General features: G+C 64.6%; 21 protein-coding genes. 11 read left to right on the forward strand and 10 right to left on the reverse strand.

Going from position 1 to position 20,109, the window contains the following annotated elements:
- The first annotated feature begins 20 nt into the window (after window positions 1-20).
- Window positions 21-641: a molybdenum cofactor guanylyltransferase MobA gene (gene mobA, locus HBH1_RS23510; protein ID WP_102664589.1), complete on the forward strand. Its 621-nt coding sequence runs from the start codon at window positions 21-23 to the stop codon at window positions 639-641.
- Window positions 638-1,924, forward strand: coding sequence for a molybdopterin molybdotransferase MoeA (gene glp, locus HBH1_RS23515; protein ID WP_006463548.1), 1,287 nt, complete (start codon window positions 638-640; stop codon window positions 1,922-1,924). The genes mobA and glp overlap by 4 nt, the downstream gene beginning before the upstream one ends.
- Before the next feature lie 70 nt (window positions 1,925-1,994).
- Here glp and rmuC read toward each other — a convergent pair whose 3' ends face one another.
- The 4 genes from rmuC to HBH1_RS23535 all read right to left on the reverse strand — a co-directional run bounded on the left by rmuC (window position 1,995) and on the right by HBH1_RS23535 (window position 6,912).
- Window positions 1,995-3,476: a DNA recombination protein RmuC gene (gene rmuC, locus HBH1_RS23520; protein WP_233207690.1), complete on the reverse strand. Its 1,482-nt coding sequence runs from the start codon at window positions 3,474-3,476 to the stop codon at window positions 1,995-1,997.
- A 6-nt stretch (window positions 3,477-3,482) separates the two neighbouring features.
- Window positions 3,483-3,884 carry a group II truncated hemoglobin gene (locus tag HBH1_RS23525; RefSeq protein WP_006463550.1) on the reverse strand — a complete coding sequence of 134 codons (402 nt, stop codon included), beginning with the start codon at window positions 3,882-3,884 and terminating at the stop codon, window positions 3,483-3,485.
- A gap of 81 nt (window positions 3,885-3,965) precedes the next feature.
- The gene (locus HBH1_RS23530) at window positions 3,966-6,464 is read right to left on the reverse strand and encodes an ABC transporter permease (RefSeq protein ID WP_102664591.1); all 2,499 of its coding nucleotides are present in this window, start codon (window positions 6,462-6,464) and stop codon (window positions 3,966-3,968) included.
- Window positions 6,465-6,561: 97 nt separating this feature from the next.
- A complete protein-coding gene (locus tag HBH1_RS23535) occupies window positions 6,562-6,912 on the reverse strand; it encodes a hypothetical protein (protein WP_077238524.1) in 351 nt (116 codons plus the stop codon).
- 148 nt (window positions 6,913-7,060) lie between these two features.
- Here HBH1_RS23535 and HBH1_RS23540 point away from each other — a divergent pair, with 148 nt between their 5' ends.
- Window positions 7,061-7,450, forward strand: coding sequence for a lysozyme inhibitor LprI family protein (locus HBH1_RS23540; protein WP_102664592.1), 390 nt, complete (start codon window positions 7,061-7,063; stop codon window positions 7,448-7,450).
- A 79-nt stretch (window positions 7,451-7,529) separates the two neighbouring features.
- Window positions 7,530-7,829, forward strand: coding sequence for a PsiF family protein (locus HBH1_RS23545; protein WP_006463554.1), 300 nt, complete (start codon window positions 7,530-7,532; stop codon window positions 7,827-7,829).
- A gap of 127 nt (window positions 7,830-7,956) precedes the next feature.
- Here HBH1_RS23545 and HBH1_RS23550 read toward each other — a convergent pair whose 3' ends face one another.
- Window positions 7,957-8,616, reverse strand: a complete 660-nt coding sequence (locus HBH1_RS23550) for a LysE family transporter (protein WP_006463555.1) — start codon at window positions 8,614-8,616, stop codon at window positions 7,957-7,959.
- A gap of 205 nt (window positions 8,617-8,821) precedes the next feature.
- Here HBH1_RS23550 and HBH1_RS23555 point away from each other — a divergent pair, with 205 nt between their 5' ends.
- A complete protein-coding gene (locus HBH1_RS23555; protein ID WP_102664593.1) occupies window positions 8,822-9,112 on the forward strand; it encodes a hypothetical protein in 291 nt (96 codons plus the stop codon).
- A gap of 77 nt (window positions 9,113-9,189) precedes the next feature.
- Window positions 9,190-9,441, forward strand: a complete 252-nt coding sequence (locus HBH1_RS23560; protein ID WP_006463557.1) for a hypothetical protein — start codon at window positions 9,190-9,192, stop codon at window positions 9,439-9,441.
- A gap of 141 nt (window positions 9,442-9,582) precedes the next feature.
- Here HBH1_RS23560 and tilS read toward each other — a convergent pair whose 3' ends face one another.
- From tilS to cysS, 4 genes are all read right to left on the reverse strand, one after another.
- Complete coding sequence (gene tilS, locus HBH1_RS23565) at window positions 9,583-11,001, reverse strand: tRNA lysidine(34) synthetase TilS (RefSeq protein WP_102664594.1); 1,419 nt, start codon at window positions 10,999-11,001, stop codon at window positions 9,583-9,585.
- Window positions 11,002-11,083: 82 nt separating this feature from the next.
- Window positions 11,084-12,064: an acetyl-CoA carboxylase carboxyltransferase subunit alpha gene (locus HBH1_RS23570; protein ID WP_006463559.1), complete on the reverse strand. Its 981-nt coding sequence runs from the start codon at window positions 12,062-12,064 to the stop codon at window positions 11,084-11,086.
- A 147-nt stretch (window positions 12,065-12,211) separates the two neighbouring features.
- A complete protein-coding gene (locus HBH1_RS23575) occupies window positions 12,212-12,871 on the reverse strand; it encodes a DNA-3-methyladenine glycosylase family protein (RefSeq protein WP_006463560.1) in 660 nt (219 codons plus the stop codon).
- Window position 12,872: 1 nt separating this feature from the next.
- Window positions 12,873-14,264: a cysteine--tRNA ligase gene (cysS, locus tag HBH1_RS23580; protein WP_077238522.1), complete on the reverse strand. Its 1,392-nt coding sequence runs from the start codon at window positions 14,262-14,264 to the stop codon at window positions 12,873-12,875.
- Between the two features lie 231 nt (window positions 14,265-14,495).
- On the opposite strand from cysS, the gene HBH1_RS23585 reads away from it, so the two are divergent.
- The 5 genes from HBH1_RS23585 (at window position 14,496) to HBH1_RS23605 (ending at window position 19,213) form a co-directional block, all read left to right on the forward strand.
- Window positions 14,496-16,007 (forward strand): YybH family protein, encoded by a 1,512-nt coding sequence (locus HBH1_RS23585; protein WP_102664595.1) that lies wholly within the window; start codon window positions 14,496-14,498, stop codon window positions 16,005-16,007.
- Between the two features lie 36 nt (window positions 16,008-16,043).
- Entirely contained in the window at window positions 16,044-17,261 is a 1,218-nt protein-coding gene (locus HBH1_RS23590; RefSeq protein ID WP_051110912.1) for a L,D-transpeptidase family protein, read from the forward strand.
- Window positions 17,258-17,827 carry a peptidylprolyl isomerase gene (locus tag HBH1_RS23595; protein WP_102664596.1) on the forward strand — a complete coding sequence of 190 codons (570 nt, stop codon included), beginning with the start codon at window positions 17,258-17,260 and terminating at the stop codon, window positions 17,825-17,827. The genes HBH1_RS23590 and HBH1_RS23595 overlap by 4 nt, the downstream gene beginning before the upstream one ends.
- 82 nt (window positions 17,828-17,909) lie before the next feature.
- Window positions 17,910-18,398: a peptidylprolyl isomerase gene (locus HBH1_RS23600; protein ID WP_102664597.1), complete on the forward strand. Its 489-nt coding sequence runs from the start codon at window positions 17,910-17,912 to the stop codon at window positions 18,396-18,398.
- A gap of 23 nt (window positions 18,399-18,421) precedes the next feature.
- Entirely contained in the window at window positions 18,422-19,213 is a 792-nt protein-coding gene (locus tag HBH1_RS23605; RefSeq protein ID WP_102664598.1) for a UDP-2,3-diacylglucosamine diphosphatase, read from the forward strand.
- Window positions 19,214-19,281: 68 nt separating this feature from the next.
- Here the strand turns inward: HBH1_RS23605 and cysE are convergent, their stop codons facing one another.
- Window positions 19,282-20,034, reverse strand: coding sequence for a serine O-acetyltransferase (gene cysE / locus HBH1_RS23610; RefSeq protein ID WP_102664599.1), 753 nt, complete (start codon window positions 20,032-20,034; stop codon window positions 19,282-19,284).
- Window positions 20,035-20,109: the final 75 nt, after the last annotated feature.

Below are 20,109 nucleotides of genomic sequence, written 5' to 3' on the forward strand. Positions count from 1 at the left end.
GCCCCCAGTCCTCACCCGCCATGGCCTCTTCCACCCCCAACACCCTGAGCGCCAGCCACATCACCGGCCTGGTGCTGGCCGGCGGACGCGGCACGCGCATGGGCGGGGTGGACAAGGGCCTGCAACCGCTGCATGGCAAGCCCCTGGTCCAGCACGTGCTGGAGCGGCTGGCGCCGCAGGTCGGCACCCTGGCCGTCAATGCCAACCGCTCGCAACTGCACTACGCCAGCTTCGGCTATCCGGTCTGGAGCGATCTGCAAGCCGGCTTCCCCGGCCCACTGGCGGGCCTGCAGAGTGGTCTGGCCCACTGCACCACCCCCTGGCTGGCCTGCGCCCCCTGCGATGCACCGCTGATCCCCTATGACCTGGTGGCGCACCTGGCCGATGCCATTGCCGAGGCCGGCGCCGAGGCCGCCATCGCCGTCACCACCGGCGCGCAGGGCCGGCAACGCCATCCGGTGTGCGCCCTGCTCTCCAGGAGCACCCGCGACGCCCTGGACGCCTTCCTGGCCACGGGTGAACGCAAGATGGACCGCTGGTTCGCCACCCTCCATTGCGTGGAAGTGGAATTCCCCGAAGAACACGCCTTCAGCAACATCAACACCGCGCCGGAGTTGCAACGGCTCGAAGAAGAACAATGACCCATCCTTCCCTGAACGACATCGTCAGCTGCATCAGCGGCTATGACCCCCACGCCATGACCGTGGCCCGTGCCCAGGCCGTGATCCAGGACTTCATCACCCCCATCGAGACGGTGGAAAAGCTGGCCATCCGCAGCGCACTCTCGCGGGTGCTGGCACAGGACATCATCTCCCGCATCGATGTGCCGGCCCACGACAACTCGGCCATGGATGGCTACGCCCTGCGCGGCGAAGACATCGCCGACGGCCAGGCGCAGCGCCTGCAGATCGTCGGCGCGGTCCATGCCGGCCAGCGCTTCGAGGGCAGCGTGCAACGCGGCCAGTGCGTGCGCATCATGACCGGCGCTCCCATGCCTGCCGGGTGCGACACCGTCATCCCGCAGGAACTGACCACCGACGCCGACGACCAGGGCGTGACCCTGCCGGCCGGGCGCGTACGGCCCGGCGACAACCGCCGCCTGCGCGGTGAAGACCTGATGCAAGGCAGCGTGGCGCTGCCGCGCGGGCGCATCCTGCGGCCCTCCGACATCGGCCTGCTGGCCTCACTGGGCATCGCCGAGGTTCCGGTGCAGCGCCGCCTGCGCGTGGCCTTCTTCTCCACGGGTGACGAACTGCGCTCGGTGGGCGAGCCGCTGGACGCAGGCTGCGTCTATGACTCCAACCGCTACACCCTGCACGGCATGCTGACCCGCCTGGGTTGCGAGGTGCTGGACATGGGCGTGGTGCCGGACGATCCGGTAGCGCTGGAGGCAGCCTTTCGCAGTGCCTGCGAAGAGGCCGACGCCGTCATCACCTCCGGTGGCGTGTCGGTGGGTGCTGCCGACTACACCAGGCAGATCATGGCTAGCCTGGGTGAAATGACGTTCTGGAAGATCGCCATGCGTCCCGGCCGGCCACTGGCCTTTGGCCGCATCAGCTCGCGTGGGCGGGATGCCTACCTGTTCGGCCTGCCCGGCAATCCGGTGGCGGTGACCGTCAGTTTTTCCTTCTTCGTGCGCGACGCCCTGCTGCGGCTGGCCGGTGCCGAGTCCCGGCCCTTGCCACGCCTGCGGGTGACGACCGCCACGCCCATCCGCAAGAAGGCCGGTCGCACCGAATACCAGCGCGGCATCCTGGCGCCCGACGCCGATGGCCGCTGGAGCGTGCGCCTGACCGGCATGCAGGGCTCGGGCATCCTGCGCTCGATGTCGGACGCCAACTGCATCCTCGAACTGGAGCATGAACGCGGCGACGTGGCTGCCGGCGAAGAAGTCTCGGTGGTGCTGTTCGACGGGCTGGTCTGAAACTGCCCCGGCATGAAAAAAGCGCGGCCAAGGCCGCGCTTTTTCGTTTTCTGGCCGAAGCATCAGCCGCTCAGACCGCCTCGTCGGTATCGCCCAGGTCCAGCTCTGCCGTCCCCAGCAGCTTCTGCGCACTTTCCGCCGGCAGCGCCTCCACCGACTTGAGCTTGCGGTTCATCTGGCGCGTACGGGTCTCGGCCTGATCGATGTTGCGGGCAGCGCGTTCCAGCGCCGCCTTGGTCGAGGCCAGCACTTCGCCGAACTTGCCGAACTCGGTCTTGACCGCACCCAGCACCTGCCACACTTCGGAGGACCGCTTCTCCAGCGCCAACGTGCGGAAGCCCATCTGCAGGCTGTTCAACAGTGCCGACAGCGTCGACGGCCCGGCGATGGTCACCCGGCAGCTACGCTGCAGATCGTCGGACAGGCCCGGTCGGCGCATCACCTCGGCATACAGGCCTTCGGTGGGCAGGAACAGGATCGCGAAATCGGTCGTCAGCGGGGGCGAGAGGTATTTCTCGGCGATGGTCTTGGCCTCGTTGCGCACGGCGCGCTCCAGCTCCTTGCCGGCGCTGGCCACGCCATCGGCGTCGGCGCGCTCGGCGGCATCGACCAGGCGTTCGTACTGTTCCTTGGGGAATTTGGCGTCGATGGGCATCCACACCGGCTCGCCCTCTTCCTTCGCTCCCGGCAGGCGGATGGCGAATTCCACGCGTTCGCCGGTGCCGCGCACGGTCTCGACGTTCTTGGCGTACTGCTCGGGCGTGAGCATCTGTTCCAGCAGGATTTCCAGCTGCACTTCACCCCAGGTGCCACGGGTCTTGACGTTGGTCAGCACGCGCTTGAGATCGCCCACGCCGGTGGCCAGCTGCTGCATCTCGCCCAGGCCCTGATGCACCTTGTCCAGGCGATCCGAGACCAGCTTGAAGGATTCACCCAGGCGCTGTTCCAGCGTGGCGTGCAGCTTCTCGTCCACGGTCTTGCGCATCTCTTCCAGCTTGAGCGCGTTGTCGTTCTGCAGATCCTTGATGCGGGCTTCCAGCGTGGCCCGCACTTCGCCCATGCGTTGGGCATTGGATTCGGTCAGTGCCGACAGTTGCTGGTTCAGGGTATCGCCGAAGCGCTTGAGCGAAACCGCCTGCTCTTCGCGGTTGACCTGTGCCTGCAGCGTCATGGACTGGCGCATGCTGTCCAGTTGCTGGGCGTTGGTTTCGTTCAGTTTCACCAGTTGCCGTGCGAAGCCGTCGATCTGCTGGTTCTGCAGGCCGGCCACGCTGGACATCTGCGTGGCCAGCGTCTGCTGCAACTGGGCAAAGTTGCTGCCCAGCTCCTGGCGCGTGCTCTGGGCGCTGGCCTGGACCTGGCTGCGCAATTCGCGCTCGATGCGCTCGCCGGTGTTCTGCTGGTGGCGTTGCAGCTCCTGCTGCAGTTGCAGCAGCATGTCCTCGATGGCAGCACCCGGATCGTCGCGCGAGCCGCCACGCAGCAGCACCAGTACCTGCAAGACAATGCCGACCACCACCAGGCCGGCCAGGATCATTTCGAATGTGTTCATGGGGGCTTACTCGGGCTTGTTGCGCATCCAGTCGGCGGTCTGGTAGAGCGCCGTCAGCAGGCGTTTCATCAGCTCGTCGGGCAGGCCCACGTCCTGCATGGCCCAGGTCATGCAGCGCAGCCACTGGTCGCGCTCGGAGATGCCGATGGGGAAAGGCAGGTGGCGTGCGCGCAGGCGCGGATGGCCGAATTTTTCCATGTACAGGCTGGGGCCGCCGGTCCAGCCGGAGAGGAACATGTAGGTCTTCTCGCGCGAGCCCTCCAGCGAAGGCGGATGCAGCGCGCGAATGCCGGCGAACTCCGGCTCCAGGTCCATCAGGTCGTAGAAGCGGTCGACCATCTCGCGCAGTTTTTCAGCGCCGCCGATGAGTTCGAACGTGGTGGGTTGGTTGGGATCTTCGATTTGCATAAGACCGCCATGATACCGCAGCCGCCCTGCCATCGTCGGGCCGGCCGGCTGCGATCTGCAGGGCGTTTGACCTGCCTCGGCTCAGGCTTCGCGCAAGGTCTGCAGGGGCGGACGACGCAGCACGTGACGCAGTCCAGCCCAGCCGCCCAACGCCGAGCAGGCTGCACCCAAGCCCATGCCGGCCACCCACACCAGCGGGCTGAAGCTCCAGTCGAAATTGAAGACGTAATGCGCCAGCGCCCAGCCGATGCCGGCCGCACCGCTGGCCGCCAGCAGTCCCGCCAGCGAACCCACCAGCAGCACTTCGATGCGCTGCGCCCGCGACAGCTCCTGGCGCGTGGCGCCCAGGGCGCGCAACAGGCCGGCCTCGCGCACCCGCTCGTCCTGCGAACCGGCCAGGGCCGCATACAGCACCAGCACGCCCGAGCAGAGCGTGAAGAGGAACAGGAACTCCACCGCCGAAATCACCTGTCCCACCACCTCCTGGATCTGGCGCAGCACGCTGCCGATATCGACCACGGTGAGATTGGGGAAGTCGCGGGTCAGGCGATTGCCCAGGGCTTCCTGCTGCGGATCCAGATGCACCGCCGTGATCCAGCTCTGCGGGGTATCGCGCATCAGGGTCGGGTTCAGGATCACGAAGAAATTGACCCGCAAGGAACCCCACTCCAGCTTGCGCAGGCTGGTCACCGGCGCCTCCACCAACTGGCCGGCGATGTCGAATTGCAGGCGATCACCCAACTGGATGCCCAGGGTCTGCGCCAGGCCGCGCTCCACCGAGGCCTCCGGCTGGCGATCGTCGTACCAGCGGCCGGCGACGATGCCGTTGCCGGGCGGGATCTCGGCCATGGTGGAGAGGTTGAATTCACGATCGGCCAGGCGCTTGGCGCGATCTTCCTGGTAATCCGCCGGGTTGACCGGGCGTCCGTTGATCTGCACCAGGCGGCCGCGGATCATCGGATACAGGGCGGCGTCCTTCACCCCGCCCTGCTGCAGCACCTGCTGCACCGCCTGGCGCTGGTCGGGCTGGATGTTGATGATGAAACGATTGGGCGCGTCGGCCGGGGTGGCCTGGCGCCAGGCACCTACCAGGTCGCCACGGATGACGGTCAGCAGCAGCAGCGCCATCAGGCCCAGCCCGAGCGCCACCACCTGCATCACGGCGGCTGCCGGTCGACGCTGCAGGCCGTCGATGGCAAAGCGCCAGCTCTGGCGATCCACCAGGCCGCGCATGGATCGTAGCGCCCGCAGGCACAGCCAGGCCACCAGCGCGAACAGGCCGAAGCCACCGAGGAAGCCTGCAATGGTCAGCAAGCCCAGCTTGAGGTCACCGGCCTGCCACAACAGCAAGCCCGAAAAGACCAGCGTCCCCAACACATAGGTGAGCACCGTCATCGCCTGCGGTGCGCCCTGGTCGCGCCGGATCACCCGGTTATGCGGCACATTGCGCAACTGCAGGATGGGCGGCAGCGCAAAGCCGACCAGCAACAGCAGACCGGTGGCCACGCCCTGCACCGCCGGCGCCCAGCCCGGCGCCGGCAAGGCGGTCGGCATGAAGCTGCCCAGCCACTGCAGCAGCGCAAAATGCGCGGCAAAGCCGACCAGCATGCCAATCACGCTGGCGACCAGGCCGATGACGATGAATTCGGTCAGGTACAGCCGCGTCACCTGCGCCTGGGTCATGCCGAAACAGCGCAGCATGGCGCAGGCATCCAGATGGCGCAGCATGAAGCGACGCGCCGCCATGGCCACCGCCAGCGCCGCCAGCATGGCCGAGAGCAGGCCCACCAGCGAGAGGAACTGTTCGGCCCGGTCCAGCGTGGCGCGCATCTCGGGACGACCGTTTTCCAATGACTCCAGGCGCACGCCGCGCAGCTTCTCGGCGTCGATCTGGCGCTCGATCTGCTTCTGGTAGCGCTGGACCTCCACGGCCGGGCCGGCGATCAGCAGCCGGTAGGTCACCCGCGAGCCGAGCTGCACCAGATGGGTGGCGGCCAGATCGGCTTGGCCCAGCATCACCCGCGGCGCGAAGTTGACGAAGGCGCTTCCGCGGTCCGGTTCCACCGAGATGATGGCGGCGATCTTCAGCGGCAAGTCGCCCAGCTTGATGGTATCGCCCAGCTTGACGTCCAGTTGCGACAGGATCTGCGGGTCCACCCACACCGTCCCCGGCTGTGGAATGCCTTCGGCCGGCCGGTCGCTGCCATCGGCGGCGCGCAGTCTGAGCTGGCCGCGCAGCGGATAGCCTGGCGTGACAGCCTTGATGGACGAGAGGACCGAACGTGCCGCATCGCCCTCGCCCGCCTGCGCCATGCTGGGAAAGACCTGGGTCTGGGCCTGCAACAGCCCCTGCTGGCCGGCCTGTTGCACCCATTGCGGCGGCAGCGGCTGGTCGGCCGCCACCAGCAGGTCGGCCCCCAGCAACTGGTGGGCGTCACGGGCCATGCCGGCCCGCATGCGGTCAACGAAGAAACCCACCGACGACAGGGCCGCCACCGCCACGATCAGGGCGATCAGCAGGAAGCGGAGTTCACCGGTACGCCAGTCGCGCAGGGTCATGCGCAATGCTTGTTGGAACATTCAGTCGCCAGGAAAAAAGGAAGAAGAAAGGAAGAAGAAAATGCGCAGGCCATACCTGCACCATCGCGGGAATACCGATTCCACGCCGCCTGCAGCCTCAACGCAACCAGAGCGCCACCAGCCCCACGGCCAGCAGCACGCAACCGGCGGTCAACATGCGCAGACGCGAACGCATGCGGTCCATGGTGGCGACCAGTTGCGCATTCTGCTCGGCCAGGGTGTTGATCAACTGGCTGGCTTCCAGCTGTTCGGCCTCCAGCTGCCGGATGCGCTGGGCGAATAGTTCGGCATCGCTGGCGGCCGGCATGGCCTCCTGCGCCTCCACTGCCGACTTGGCCTTGCGGGTGCGCGACCACAGGTCACGTGCGCCCTTGACGATGCCCGGGGTGGCCTGGACCACATCGCCCCAGGGAATCAACTTGATGGCAGACAACCAGCTCAATCCCATGTGTTTCTCCTTTGTCGGCAGGGTCGGATACGGCTTGTTGCAATTTCGTTGCACGCCTGGGAGAACCGTGACCCTGCACTGTCTTCTAAGACAGGCAAAATGCAATTCTATCCCGAGCATCCGGTAACCATGACGGAGTTTCCTGACGATGAAAGCCCCCCTGCCCCTGCTGGGCGCCCTGCTGTTCCTGTGCGCCGGCGCCAGCTACGCCGCCGATTGCAGCAAGGCCGCCACCCAGGCCGAAATGAATGCCTGCGCCTCGCAGACCCTGACCCAGAACGACAGCGACCTCAATGCCACCTATCTGGCCTACCGCGAGAAGCTGAGCAAGGCCCAGCAGAACCAGCTGCGCGAAGTGCAACTGGCCTGGCTGAAATACCGCGACCTGTCCTGCCGGTTCGAGAGCTCCGCCAGCGCCGGCGGCTCGGCGGCCACGCTGGCCCTGCAGACCTGCCTGGCCGACAAGACCCGGCAGCGCGCCGATGAGCTCAAGGCCCTGGCCGGTTGCCAGGAGGGTGACCTGAACTGCGTGCGCTAGGCAGTCGCAAACTTTCATGCTGTAATGCTCCCGTCTGAATTTTCAGACAGACGAATCCACACTGCCCAGGGAGTATTCAATGAAAAAATTGCTCATCGCCATCACCTCTTTCGCACTGGCCGCTCCGCTGCTGGTGGCAAGTCCCGCCATGGCGGAAAACGCCCAGCAGAACAAGATGAAGCAATGTAATGCGGACGCCACCGCTGCCGGCAAGAAAGGAGACGACCGCAAGGCCTTCATGTCGTCCTGCCTGAAGAAGGAGCAGCCCAAGCCGGCCACCCAGCAGGACAAGATGAAGCAGTGCAACGCCGACGCCGCCGGCAAGAAGGGTGACGAGCGCAAGGCCTTCATGTCGTCGTGTTTGAAAAAGGACAAATGAAGCTGAAGTGAAGGAAAAGGCAGGCGCAGGCCATTCCATCGGCCTCAGCGGCCTGCCCGGATGAAAAAAACCCGCAAGTTTGCGACTTGCGGGTTTTTTGTTGGGCGCGTGAGCCTGCGCCCGTGATTCAGTGCTGGGTGCGCTTGAAGAAGAACAGTCCCGCGCCCACCAGCATCAGCACGCCACCGAAGAAACGGTTCTGCGCCTTGATCGCCTTCTGGCTGCGGAAGAAGCGCTGCAGGCGGCTGGCCGCGAACGCGTAGCCATGCATTACCACCAGGTCCACCACCACCATGGTCACCGCCAGCACCAGCAGTTGCAGCCACAGGGGACGCTGGTGGTCGATGAACTGCGGCAGCACGGCCACCATGAAGACGATGCCCTTGGGATTGGTGGCATTGGTCAGGAAACCGGTCATGCAACGTTGCCACCAGAGCTGGCCACGATTGGCGCGGGCGGCGGCATTGGCCGCGTCCAGCGCTTCGCCCTGCTGCTCGGTCGGCACCGGCGCGCGCCATTGCGAAAAACCGAGATAGATCAGATACAGCGCACCGGCCACCTTGATGACGTTGAAGGCGGTTTCGGAGGCCACCAGCAGCGAACCGACGCCAGCCCCGGCGATGACCAGGATCACCACCAGCGCGATCTCCAGCCCGAGGATGGTGGCGCTGGTGCGGCGCACGCCGTAATTGAGACCGTGGCTCATGGACAGGACCGCGCCCGAACCGGGCGAGATGGCGATGACGCATGCAGCGGCGAAGAAGGTGAACCAGGTCTGGTAGTCCATGAGGCGCTCGGTGAGGCAAAAAGTGAAGGTGCTCATTATAAGCAAAGCCGCAACGATTGCTTACAAATCCACGATGAATTGAAACACTTTGACGTCGTCCTGCACGTCGGCGGCTCGTTATAGGAAGCAAGGCGCAAGGAAATGATGAAGCGATTACGCAAAATCAAGCGCCGAGCGTAACAACCACTTTCTAAAGGAAATTGCCATGAAAACCCAATCCGTCATCGTCGCTTCCCTGCTGACCGCGCTGGCCCTGCCGGTGTTTGCCCAGACCGGCGCCACCGCACCTGCCACTGCCGCGCCAGCTGCGACCACGGCCGCACCGGCCAAGGCGGAAGCAGGCAAGACCGAGGCGACGACCAAGGCCAAGGCCAAGACCAAGTCCGAACATCACGCCAAGCACAAGAAGGCCGAAAAGAAGGCCGCCGGCAGCGAAGCCAAGCCCGCAGCCGAGGCTGCACCGGCCGCCGCACCAGCTGCTGCCAAGACCAAGTAATCCTGCAGTACACCGTACGACCGAACACTGACACACCCCATCCGAACCGATTTTCGTCTCCTTGAAAGGACACCATCATGAACACCAAGACCATCATCGTTGCCTCCCTGTTGTCGGCCCTGACCCTGCCCGTGTTCGCCCAGACCGGCGCTGCCGCAGCACCGGCCGCCGCCCCGGCCAAGACCGAAGCCGCCAAGACCGAGGCTGCGCCCAAGGCCAAGCATCACGTCAAGCACAAGAAGTCGGAAAAGAAGGCCGAAGCCAAGACTGACAAGAAGGAAGCCACCGGCGAGCAAGCCAAGCCGGCCACCGACGGCGCCAAGAAGTAAGCCGTCCGCAAGGAGCAAGACCGGACGCGGTTGATCTTCAGCCACGCCCACCCATGTCAGGGATGACAGGGATGCCGCACCCTCGCCAAAGGCCAGGGTGCGGTATTTTTTTATATTGTTTAGATCATTGGAGCCAAGAATTCAGTCAGGCTGCCAGCGCAAGGCGATACGTTCGCCCTGTGTGACGAAGCGACTGCAGTCCATGCCGATGCCGGCGGCCAGGAGCAAGGTGTCGCCGGCCCACACCAGCGGCAGGTAGGGGCGCTCCCAGGCGGGGACATCGGCGCTCTGGTATTGCTGCTTGAGGCTGCGCGCCGGCCGGTTGTGTGCCAGCCTGACACGCTCGCCACCGCTGCGACCACAGACCAGCAGGGATTGCGACTGCAGCCAGGCCGGATCGAAGCCGCCCCGGCCATCGGCATCAGCCTCGGTACCTGAAACAGGCTCGAAATGCAGCGTGCCGTAGAAGGCCGGCACATGCACCTGGGCCTGGCCTTGCCAGCGCAATTGCAGGGACTCGCCCTCTTCCGGTGGCTTGCGGCGCGGGGCCAGGAAGACGCGGTCGCGATAGCGGTGTACTTCGCCATCGGGATGCGAGACACACAGTTGCGCCTCGACGTCGGCCTGCAGCAGTTGACTGCGCATCTCCTGCATCCAGGCCGCCGAGGGCATGCGCATGCCGCGCAGCGCAAACCAGTGGCGCATCAGATTGAGGAAGCGCTGCTCGCTCAACTGGCGCAGCGCCGGCATGCGCAGGTGATCGTCCTGCCGACATTGCTCCAGGTCCGCCTGGGCCACTTCACGCAGCAATTCCTGCGCGCCCTGGGCATGGCCCGCAGCGCGCGCCAGTCGCTGCTGGTAGCCGGGAAAGACCTGCCCCAGCGCCGGCATCACCTGATGACGCAAGGCATTGCGGGCGTAGCGCGGATCGTGGTTGGATTCATCCTCGATCCAGGTCAGCGACAGCGCCTGCGCGACGCTCTCCAGCTGCGCCCGCGTCACACCCAGCAACGGCCGCGCCATCTGGGTATCCGCATCCCCCAGCAAGGCTGGCGCAGCATTGCAGCGATCCATGCCGGACAGACCGGCCAGGCCGCTGCCGCGCAGCAGTTGCAGCAGCACGGTTTCGGCCTGGTCGTCGAGGTGATGCGCGGTCAGCAGCAGGCGCGCGCCCTGCTGGCGACACAGGCGCCCCAGAGCGGCATAGCGCGCCAGGCGCGCCGCTTCTTCCACGCCGCTGTCGGCAACCTGCTGCAGTTGTACCCGCTCGGCCTGAAAGGCCAGACCGCGCGCGTCGCAAAAGCCCTGTGCGTGCGCCAGCCAGGCGTCCGCATGAGGGCTGAGCCCATGATGGACGTGCAAGGCCACCAGCCTGCCACCCGCCTGCTGCGCCCAATGCGCGGCCACCTGCAGCAGCGCGGTGGAATCCAGCCCTGCGCTGTAGGCCACGGCCAGGGTGTCGCGACGGGCATCGAACCCGGCCAGCGCCAGCGTGGCCTGCAGGGCCTGCATCAGGCTGGCCAGGGTCTTGTCGTGGGAGGCGGAAGGATGATCGGACATGGGAAACGCGGCAGCTGAAAAGACAAACGCCAGCGAAGCAATCGCTGGCGCCTGAACGTGGGAAGCGGAAACGGTGGGGAAATTATTCCGCCGAATTCAATTCCTTGAACTTGCCGTAGGCCATCAGCTTTTCGTGACGGGCAGCCAGCAGGTCCTTGGTCTTCATGCCCTGGAACTGGCGCAGCGAATCCGACAGTGCGCGCTTGAGCAGGCCGGCCATCTGCTTGGGGTCGCGATGGGCGCCGCCCAGCGGTTCGTTGACGATCTTGTCGATCAGGCCGATGGCCTTGAGGCGATGGGCGGTCAGGCCCAGTGCCTCGGCGGCGTCGGCAGCGCGGTCGGCGGTCTTCCACAGGATGGAAGCGCAGCCTTCCGGCGAAATCACCGAGTAGGTCGCATATTGCAGCATCAGCACCTGGTCGCCCACGGCGATGGCCAGCGCGCCGCCGGAACCACCCTCACCGATGATGGTGGCGATCAGCGGCACCTTCAGCTCGGCCATCACGTACAGGTTGTGGCCGATGGCTTCGGACTGGCCGCGCTCTTCGGCATCGATGCCAGGGAAGGCACCGGGGGTATCGACGAAGGTGAAGATGGGCAGGCCGAACTTCTCGGCGACCTTCATCAGGCGCATGGCCTTGCGATAGCCTTCGGGCTTGGGCATGCCGAAGTTGCGCATGGCGCGTTCCTTGGTGTCGCGCCCCTTCTGGTGGCCGATCACCATGCAGGCCTGGCCATTGAAACGGGCCAGACCGCCGACGATGGACTGGTCGTCAGCGAAGGTGCGGTCGCCGTGCAGTTCGTGGAAGTCGGTGAAGATTTCGCGCACGTAGTCCATGGTGTAGGGACGTTGCGGATGGCGCGCGATCTGCGATACCTGCCAGGGGGTCAGCTTGGCGTAGATGTCCTTGGTCAGTTGCTGGCTTTTCTTGACCAGGCGTTCGATCTCTTCGGAGATGTCGACGGCCGAGTCGTCCTGCACAAAACGCAACTCTTCGATCTTGGCATCCAGCTCGGCGATGGCCTGCTCGAAGCCCAGAAAAGTCGTTGTCGATTTACTCATTGTGTTCCTTTTCAACAAGTCCGATCATCGGCGGGAGGCCGCCCCGGTGCGGGTTGCGGCGCGATGGTCCCGGATGGATCGGTTTGCCTTAAATCTTGAGAGGAGCGGAGTATACACCAGAGGCCTCCGCGCCCTCTTCCCCTTGGATCAATAATCGGATGGCAGCGGATCCAGGCTGCGCCACAGATACCAGGTGGCCACGGTGCGCCACGGTTCCCAGTTCGCGGCGACTTCGCGCGCATCGCTGCGCGAGACAGGCTCGCCCGAGAAATAACTGACGCTGATGCCCTTGAGCAATCCCAGGTCATCCAGCGGCAGCACGTTCGGGCGCAGCAGATTAAATATCAAAAACATCTCGGCTGTCCAGCGGCCAATCCCGCGGATCTGGATCATCTCGGCAATGACGGCTTCGTCTTCCATCTCCGCCCATTTGTCGGGATGTACCGTCTTGGCCTTGAAGTGGGCCGCCAGATCGAGAATATATTCGGCCTTGCGCTTGGACAGGCCGCAGGCAGCGAGCGCCTCGGGGCCGGTACGGATCACCTGACCCGGCGTGCAGCGCGGGCAGGCTTCCAGGAAGCGCTGCCAGACCGCATTGGCGGCCTTGGTCGAAATCTGCTGGCCGATCACCGAACGTGCCAGCGTGGTGAAGGCATCGCCCCGCACCGTCAATTGCAGGTCCCCGAACTGCGGGATGAGCTTGCGCATGATGCGGTCGCGCTTCATCAGCTCGGCCTTGGCCTCTTCCCAGTAGGCCGGGACGATCAGGCTGGGATCGAGCTCGCTGGCTTTTCGGTTGGTATTCAAATCAAGCTCTCCGCCATTCGGTCAGGCCGCCCGGTTTGTCTTCCAGAATGATGCCGGCGTCGGTCAGCTCGGCACGGATGCGGTCGGCTTCGGCAAAGTTCTTGCCGGCCTTGGCCGCCTTGCGGGCGTCGATCAGGGCTGCGATGGCCGCTTCGTCCAGGCCACCGGCTGCGCTGACCCCGCCCTTGAGGTATTCGCCCGGCGCGCGCTGCAGCAGGCCCAGGATGCCGGCCAGCGCCTTCAACTGGCGCGCCTGTGCCGGCGAGCGGCTGCGATTGACCTCGTTGGCCAGCTCGAACAGCACCGAGATCGCCACCGGGGTGTTGAAGTCGTCGTTGAGGGCATCGGCGAAGCGCTGGGCGTGGGCTTCGTCGGCGACCAGGCCGCCGGCCTCGGGCGGCACATCCTTCAATGCGGTATACAGACGGGTCAAGGCCTGGCGGGCGTCGTCCAGATGCGCATCCGAATAATTGAGCGGGCTGCGATAGTGCGCGCGCAGGATGAAGAAGCGCAGCACTTCCGGGTCGTATTGCTTCAGGACGTCACGGATGGTGAAGAAATTGCCGAGCGACTTCGACATCTTTTCGTTGTCGATGCGCACGAAGCCGTTGTGCATCCAGTAATTGACGAAGGTGTGCTGGTGCGCGCCTTCGGACTGGGCGATTTCATTTTCGTGGTGGGGGAACTGCAGGTCCTGACCGCCGCCGTGGATGTCGAAATGGTCGCCCAGCAAGTCGCTGGACATGGCCGAGCACTCGATGTGCCAGCCCGGACGGCCGCAGCCCCAGGGCGAATCCCACTTGGCCTCGTCGGGCTCGGTCGGCTTGGCCGCCTTCCACAGGACGAAGTCCAGCGGGTCGCGCTTGCCGGTGTTGACATCGACGCGCTCGCCGGCGCGCAGGTCGTCCAGCGACTTGCCGGAGAGCTTGCCGTAGCCGGGGAAGTCGCGCACCGAGTAATTGACGTCACCATCGCTGGCCTTGTAGGCCAGGCCGTTCTTTTCCAGCTTGCCGATCAGGTCCAGCATCTGCGGCACGTACTGGGTGGCGCGCGGCTCGTGATCGGGACGCTGCACGCCCAGGGCGCCGGCATCCTCGTTCATGGCGTCGATGAAGCGATGGGTCAGCTGGCTGATGGTTTCGCCGTTTTCCAGGGCACGCTTGATGATCTTGTCATCGATGTCGGTGATGTTGCGCACATAGGTCACGTCGTAACCGGAGGCGCGCAGCCAGCGCTGCACCATGTCGAACACCACCAGCACCCGTGCATGGCCGATATGGCAATAGTCATAGACGGTCATGCCGCACACGTACAAGCGCACCTTGCCGGGTTCGATCGGGGAAAAGGTCTGCTTATCACGCGCTAGCGTGTTGTAAATCTTGAGCTCGCTCATGGGATGGGAATTCTTGGGTTGGCGTGACCGCTGGGGGCGCCGGGTTCATGCGATTGCGTGGGGCCGCGCCGGAAAGCCTCCTGGCGCTGGCATGCCCCTGCCGGGGATCATTGTTCTAACAGCAGTTGCAACATGAACGGGTCACGGTAGCCAAACCTCTTTTTGTCTTACTTGTTTGTTATAAAATGCCAGCTTTCTTCGAATTTCTTCGAGTATAGCATCGATAAAACCATGGCCCCAGAATCACAAGAACAGACATCCATTCATGGTTTGCGCGGTTTGATCAGCAAGACTGCCCACAAGACAGCAGTGTTGTCCAGCCTGGTGGCCGCCCTGTTCGGGGTGCCTGCCGGGCTCGCGCATGCCAGTGAAATGTCTGACATCAACAAGCTGATGCGGGCAGGACAGTATGCCGAAGCACTGACCAAGACCGATGCCGTACTGGCGAAACACCCGCGCGATGCGCAACTGCGTTTCACGAAGGGGCTGATCTTAGCAGAACAAAACCGTTCTGCCGAGGCCATCGCGGTGTTCAGCAAGCTGACCGAGGATTTCCCCGACCTGCCCGAGCCCTACAACAACCTGGCCGTGCTGTACGCGGCCGACGGCCAGTATGACAAGGCCCGTGCGGCGCTGGACATGGCCATGCGCACCAACCCGACCTATGCCACGGCACTGGAAAACCTGGGCGACGTCTATGCCAAGCTGGCCAGCCAGGCCTATGACAAGGCGCTGCAGATCGACCCGGGCGCCAACGTGCCGCAACCCAAGCTGACCCTGCTGCGCTCGCTGAACGGCAACACCACCGGTGGCACCGTGCCGCGCCTGGCCTCGGCGGCCAGCGCCCAGCGCGATGCCAAGGCCAAGGCCGACGCCAGCGCCGCCGAACAGCAGCAGCGCGCCAAGGCCCTGGCGGTAGAAAAAGCGGCCCAGCAGGCGGCCGCCGACAAGGCCGAAGCGGAAAAGACTGCCATTGCCAAGGCCACCGCCGACAAGGAAAAGGCACAGGCCGACAAGGCCGCAGCGGACAAGGCTGCTGCCGACAAGGCCGCTTCGGATAAGGCAGCTGCGGAAAAGGCTGCCGCTGACAAGGCCGCGGCAGACAAGGCGCGCACCGACAAGGCGCGTGCCGAACAACTGGCCGCCGAGCAGTCTCGCGCGCAAAAGGCCGCTGCCGACAAGGCTGCCGCCGAGCAAAAGCAGGCCGAACTGCTGGCCCAGAAGGAAAAGGACAAGGCCGACAAGCTGGCCAAGGAACAGGCCGCCCGCGCCGAGAAGGAAAAAGCCGCCCAGGCGGCCGCCGAGAAGGCGCGCGCCGACAAGCTGGCCGCTGCCGAGAAGGCCAAGGCTGACAAGGCCCGCGCCGACAAGGAAAAGGCCAAGGCCGAAGCCGGTGCCGAACAGGAGAAGACAGCGATCCTGGCGGCCCTCAACGGCTGGGCCAAGTCCTGGAGCGACAAGGATGTACGCAGCTACCTGGGCCACTACGCCAGCGACTTCGACACCCCCAAGGGCGCGTCCCGCAAGGAATGGGCCGAAGAACGCCGCGCCCGCATCGAGGACAAGGGTCGCATCAGCGTCAAGGTCAGCAATGCCACGGTCAGCATCAGCGGCAACACCGCCACCGTGCGCTATCGCCAGATATATAATTCGGATCGGCTGACGGTGGACAGCCGCAAGACCCTGATATTCGTCAAACAGGGCAATCGATGGCTGATCAAACAGGAACGATCGGGAGGGTAATTGGTGGCTAGCGCTTTGCAAGGGCGTTCCATGCGCATGCTGGGACGCCTGCTGATGTTGTGTCTGGCAGCTCTGCCTTCGATGGGCAGCGTGGCCTCTTCTTCTTCCATTCCGCCGCAGAGCAGTCCGGCCGGCGCGGCCGAGGCCAAGCCTGATCCGGAGGCCTTGCTGATCGATATCTACAAGGATCTCGGCGCCAATCGCCTGCGCGAGGCCCAGGTCAAGGCCGATGCCCTGGTGGCGGCCTATCCCACTTTCCGCCTGGGCCATCTGGTACGGGGCGACCTGCTGCTGATGCATGCGCGACCGGTACGCAACTTCGGCGCCATGGCTGACGGCCCGGCCGACAAGCTCAAGGAACTGCGCGACGAGGCCATGGTGCGCATCCGCTCGCTGCAGGAAAAGCCGGATCCACATCTCATTCCCAAGGCCGTGCTGCAGGTCGGCGACGACCAGAAGAACGTGCTGGTGGTCGACACCACCCGCTCGCGCCTGTACGTCTATGAGAACCAGGGTGGCGAGCTGAAGTACCTGACCGACTACTACGTCTCGCAGGGTCGTTTCGGGGCCAACAAGAGCAAATCCGGCGACCAGCGCACCCCCATCGGCGTGTACTACGTCAACAACCGTATCCCCGGCCCCAAGCTGCCCGATTTCTATGGCACTGGCGCCCTGCCCCTGTCCTACCCCAATGAATGGGATAAGCGCAACGGCCGCAGCGGTTATGGCATCTGGCTGCACGGCACGCCCTCGGACAATTTCAGCCGCCCGCCGCTGTCCTCCGACGGCTGCGTGGTGCTGGCCAATCCCGACCTGCAGAGCCTGTATTCCACCGCCGAGGTCGGCCGGACGGTGGTGGTGATCAGCCAGCACGTGCAGTTCGTGGACAAGAGCGAATGGGCCAGGCAGCGTGACGCCGCCAGCGCCATGCTGGAAGACTGGGGCCAGTCGCTGGAAAACGCCGATGCCGACAAGGTCCTGTCGTACTATTCCCCCGAATTCCGCTCGGCCCAGGGCGAAAACCTGAGCACCTGGTTCGGCCGCCAGCAGAAGAGCCTGAACGGCGCGCGCTATACCAGTGTCAAACTGCGCGATGTCAGCCTGTTCCGCTATCCCGGCACACCGGAAGACATGATCGTCAGCACCTTCACCCAGGAGAGTGCCGTCGGCAAGAGCAAGAACGCGATCCGCAAGCGCCAGTACTGGGTGCGTGAAGGGTCGCAATGGAAAATCATTTACGAAGGCAACGCATGATCATTTCTCGTCGTCACCTGCTGCGCGTAGCGGCAGCCCTGTCCCTGTCGGCTACGCTGGCTTCTCCCGTGCTGGCCGCTGACGCGCCCCGCGTGCTGCTGAAAACCAGCATGGGCGACATCACCGTCGAGCTGAACCCGGAAAAAGCCCCGGTTTCGGTGGACAACTTCCTGAAGTACGTCAAGAAGGGCCAGTACAACGGCACGGTGTTCCACCGCGTCATCAACGGCTTCATGATCCAGGGCGGCGGCATGGACCAGAACCTGCGCGAAAAGCCCACCGATGCCCCTATCAAGAACGAGGCCAATAACGGTTTGAAGAACGAGGTTTATACTATCGCCATGGCGCGCACCTCGGCACCGCACTCGGCCACCGCGCAATTCTTCATCAACGTCGCCAACAACCGCTTCCTGGACTATCCGGGCCAGGATGGTTGGGGTTATGCGGTGTTCGGCAAGGTGATCGCCGGCACCGACGTGGTCGACAAGATCAAGCAGGTGCGCACCGGCGGCGGTGATGTCCCGACCACTCCGGTGGTGATCGAATCGGCCAGCATCGTCAAGTAGGTCTGAACCGCACCGGCATGCCAGGCGGGCCAGCGTTGCCCGCCTCGTTTTTTTATTTTTACCCTAAAGCAAAGGATTCAACATGGCAGTTCTGCTCACCACCAACCACGGCAACATCCGAATCGAACTGGACGCGGAAAAAGCGCCGAAGACCGTTGAAAACTTCCTGGCTTACGTCAATGCAGGTCACTACAACGGCACCATCTTCCACCGCGTCATCGACGGTTTCATGATCCAGGGCGGCGGCTTCGAACCCGGCATGAAGCAGAAGGAAACCAAAGAACCCATCGAGAACGAAGCCAAGAATGGCCTCAAGAACGAGCCCTACACCCTGGCCATGGCCCGCACCGCCGCCCCGCACTCGGCCTCGGCGCAGTTCTTCATCAACGTCAAGAACAACAGCTTCCTGGATTTCCCGGGCCAGGACGGTTGGGGCTACTGCGTCTTCGGCAAGGTCGTCGAAGGCACTGAAGTGGTCGACAAGATCAAGGGCGTCAAGACCACCCGCGCCGGCATGTTCGCCGACGTCCCGGCGGAAGACGTGGTGATCGAGAAGGCCGAAGTGGTCTGAGCCAGACCCTCTTCACCCCGACCATGACTGATTTCCAGTTCATGCAAAAAGCGCAACCGACGGTTGCGCTTTTTGTTTCCGACCTCCATCTGCAAGCCTCCCTGCCGCGTACCACGGCGGCCTTCCTGTCCTTCCTGCAGCACCAGGCGACGCGCACGCAGCAGCTCTACCTGCTGGGCGACATCTTCGAGTACTGGGCCGGCGATGACGATCTGGTCACGCCCTACAACCGGCAGATCGCCGATGCCCTGAAGGCCGTGCAGGCGCAAGGCGTGCAACTGTTCTGGATGGCCGGCAACCGTGACTTCCTGGTGGGCCAGGGCTTTGCGGAAGCCGCAGGGATGACGCTGCTGGACGACCCGACGGTGGTCACCCTGGCCGGTCGCCGCCTGTCGCTGGCGCACGGCGACGCCCAGTGTACGGACGACCTCGCCTACATGGCCTTCCGCGCCCAGGTGCGGCAGCCGGCCTACCAACAGCAATTCCTGGCGATGCCGCTGGCGCAGCGCAAGGCCATCATCGAAGGCATCCGCAAGAACAGCCAGGACGCCAACCAGAACAAGGAAATGGCGATCATGGATGTGAATGCCGATGCCATCGCCGCGCTCTTCGCGCAGACCGGCAGCGACGTGCTCATCCACGGCCACACCCACCGCCCCGCCCTGCATCGCCTGGAGGACGGTGAGATTCACAGACTGCGCTACGTCCTGCCGGACTGGGAATACGATGTCGAGACGCCGCGCGGTGGCTGGATCAGCCTGAGCGCCGACGGCGTGCTGCACCGGCATGATGCCCAGGGCGACGAGATCGCCTGAATCACCGCTCCCCTGCCCAGCCTCCCACCGCAGCCGGCATGATCCCGGCTGCGGACTCCGACCTCACTTCAATCCACCAGCCGGTTCAACTGGGCGGCGTCGAAGTGCGTTGTTTCTTCCAGTCGTCGACACCCTATCCCCGCGCTCTTCAAGGCAGCCAGCACCACCTCGAGCTGCTGCTCCTGCGCCGCCACCTGGTTGATCAGGCCATGCAGCGCCTTGGAGAGCGGGTCGTCGCCATTGGGCATGACGCCATAGGCCGCAAACAGCCGGGCTGTCGCCTGGTCGCGCTCGACCGCCGCGGGATTACGCTCGACGATGCGCGCCGGGTTGCCGACCGCCGTGGCGCCGGCCGGTACTTCCTTGGTCACCACCGCATTGGAGCCGACCTTGGCGCCGTCGCCCACCGTAAATCCACCCAGGACCTTGGCACCGGCACCGATGATGACGCCGCGTCCCAGGGTGGGATGGCGCTTGGCGCCCTTGGACAGCGAGGTACCGCCCAGGGTCACGCCCTGGTAGATGGTGGAATCGTCACCGACCACAGCGGTCTCGCCGATGACCACGCCCATGCCGTGGTCGATGAAGACGCGGCGGCCGATGGTGGCGCCGGGATGGATCTCGATACCGGTGAACGTACGCCCCAGTTGCGAGATGAAGCGCCCCAGCCACTTCAGGTCGGCGTGCCAGCAGGCCTTGGCCCAGCGATGCAGGATCACCGCATGCAGGCCGGGATAACAGGTCAGCACCTCCCAGCTATTGCGTGCGGCGGGGTCGCGCTCACGGATGCTGGCGATGTCTTCTCTGAGTCGGCTGAACATGGTGGATTCCTGAAACGTTGAACGAACTGCGGGGTGGAACGACAAAAAAAATCGCCGGACGCAAAGTCCGGCGAT

The sequence above is a fragment of the Herbaspirillum sp. BH-1 genome (assembly GCF_002870055.1).
Lineage (GTDB): Bacteria > Pseudomonadota > Gammaproteobacteria > Burkholderiales > Burkholderiaceae_D > Herbaspirillum > Herbaspirillum frisingense.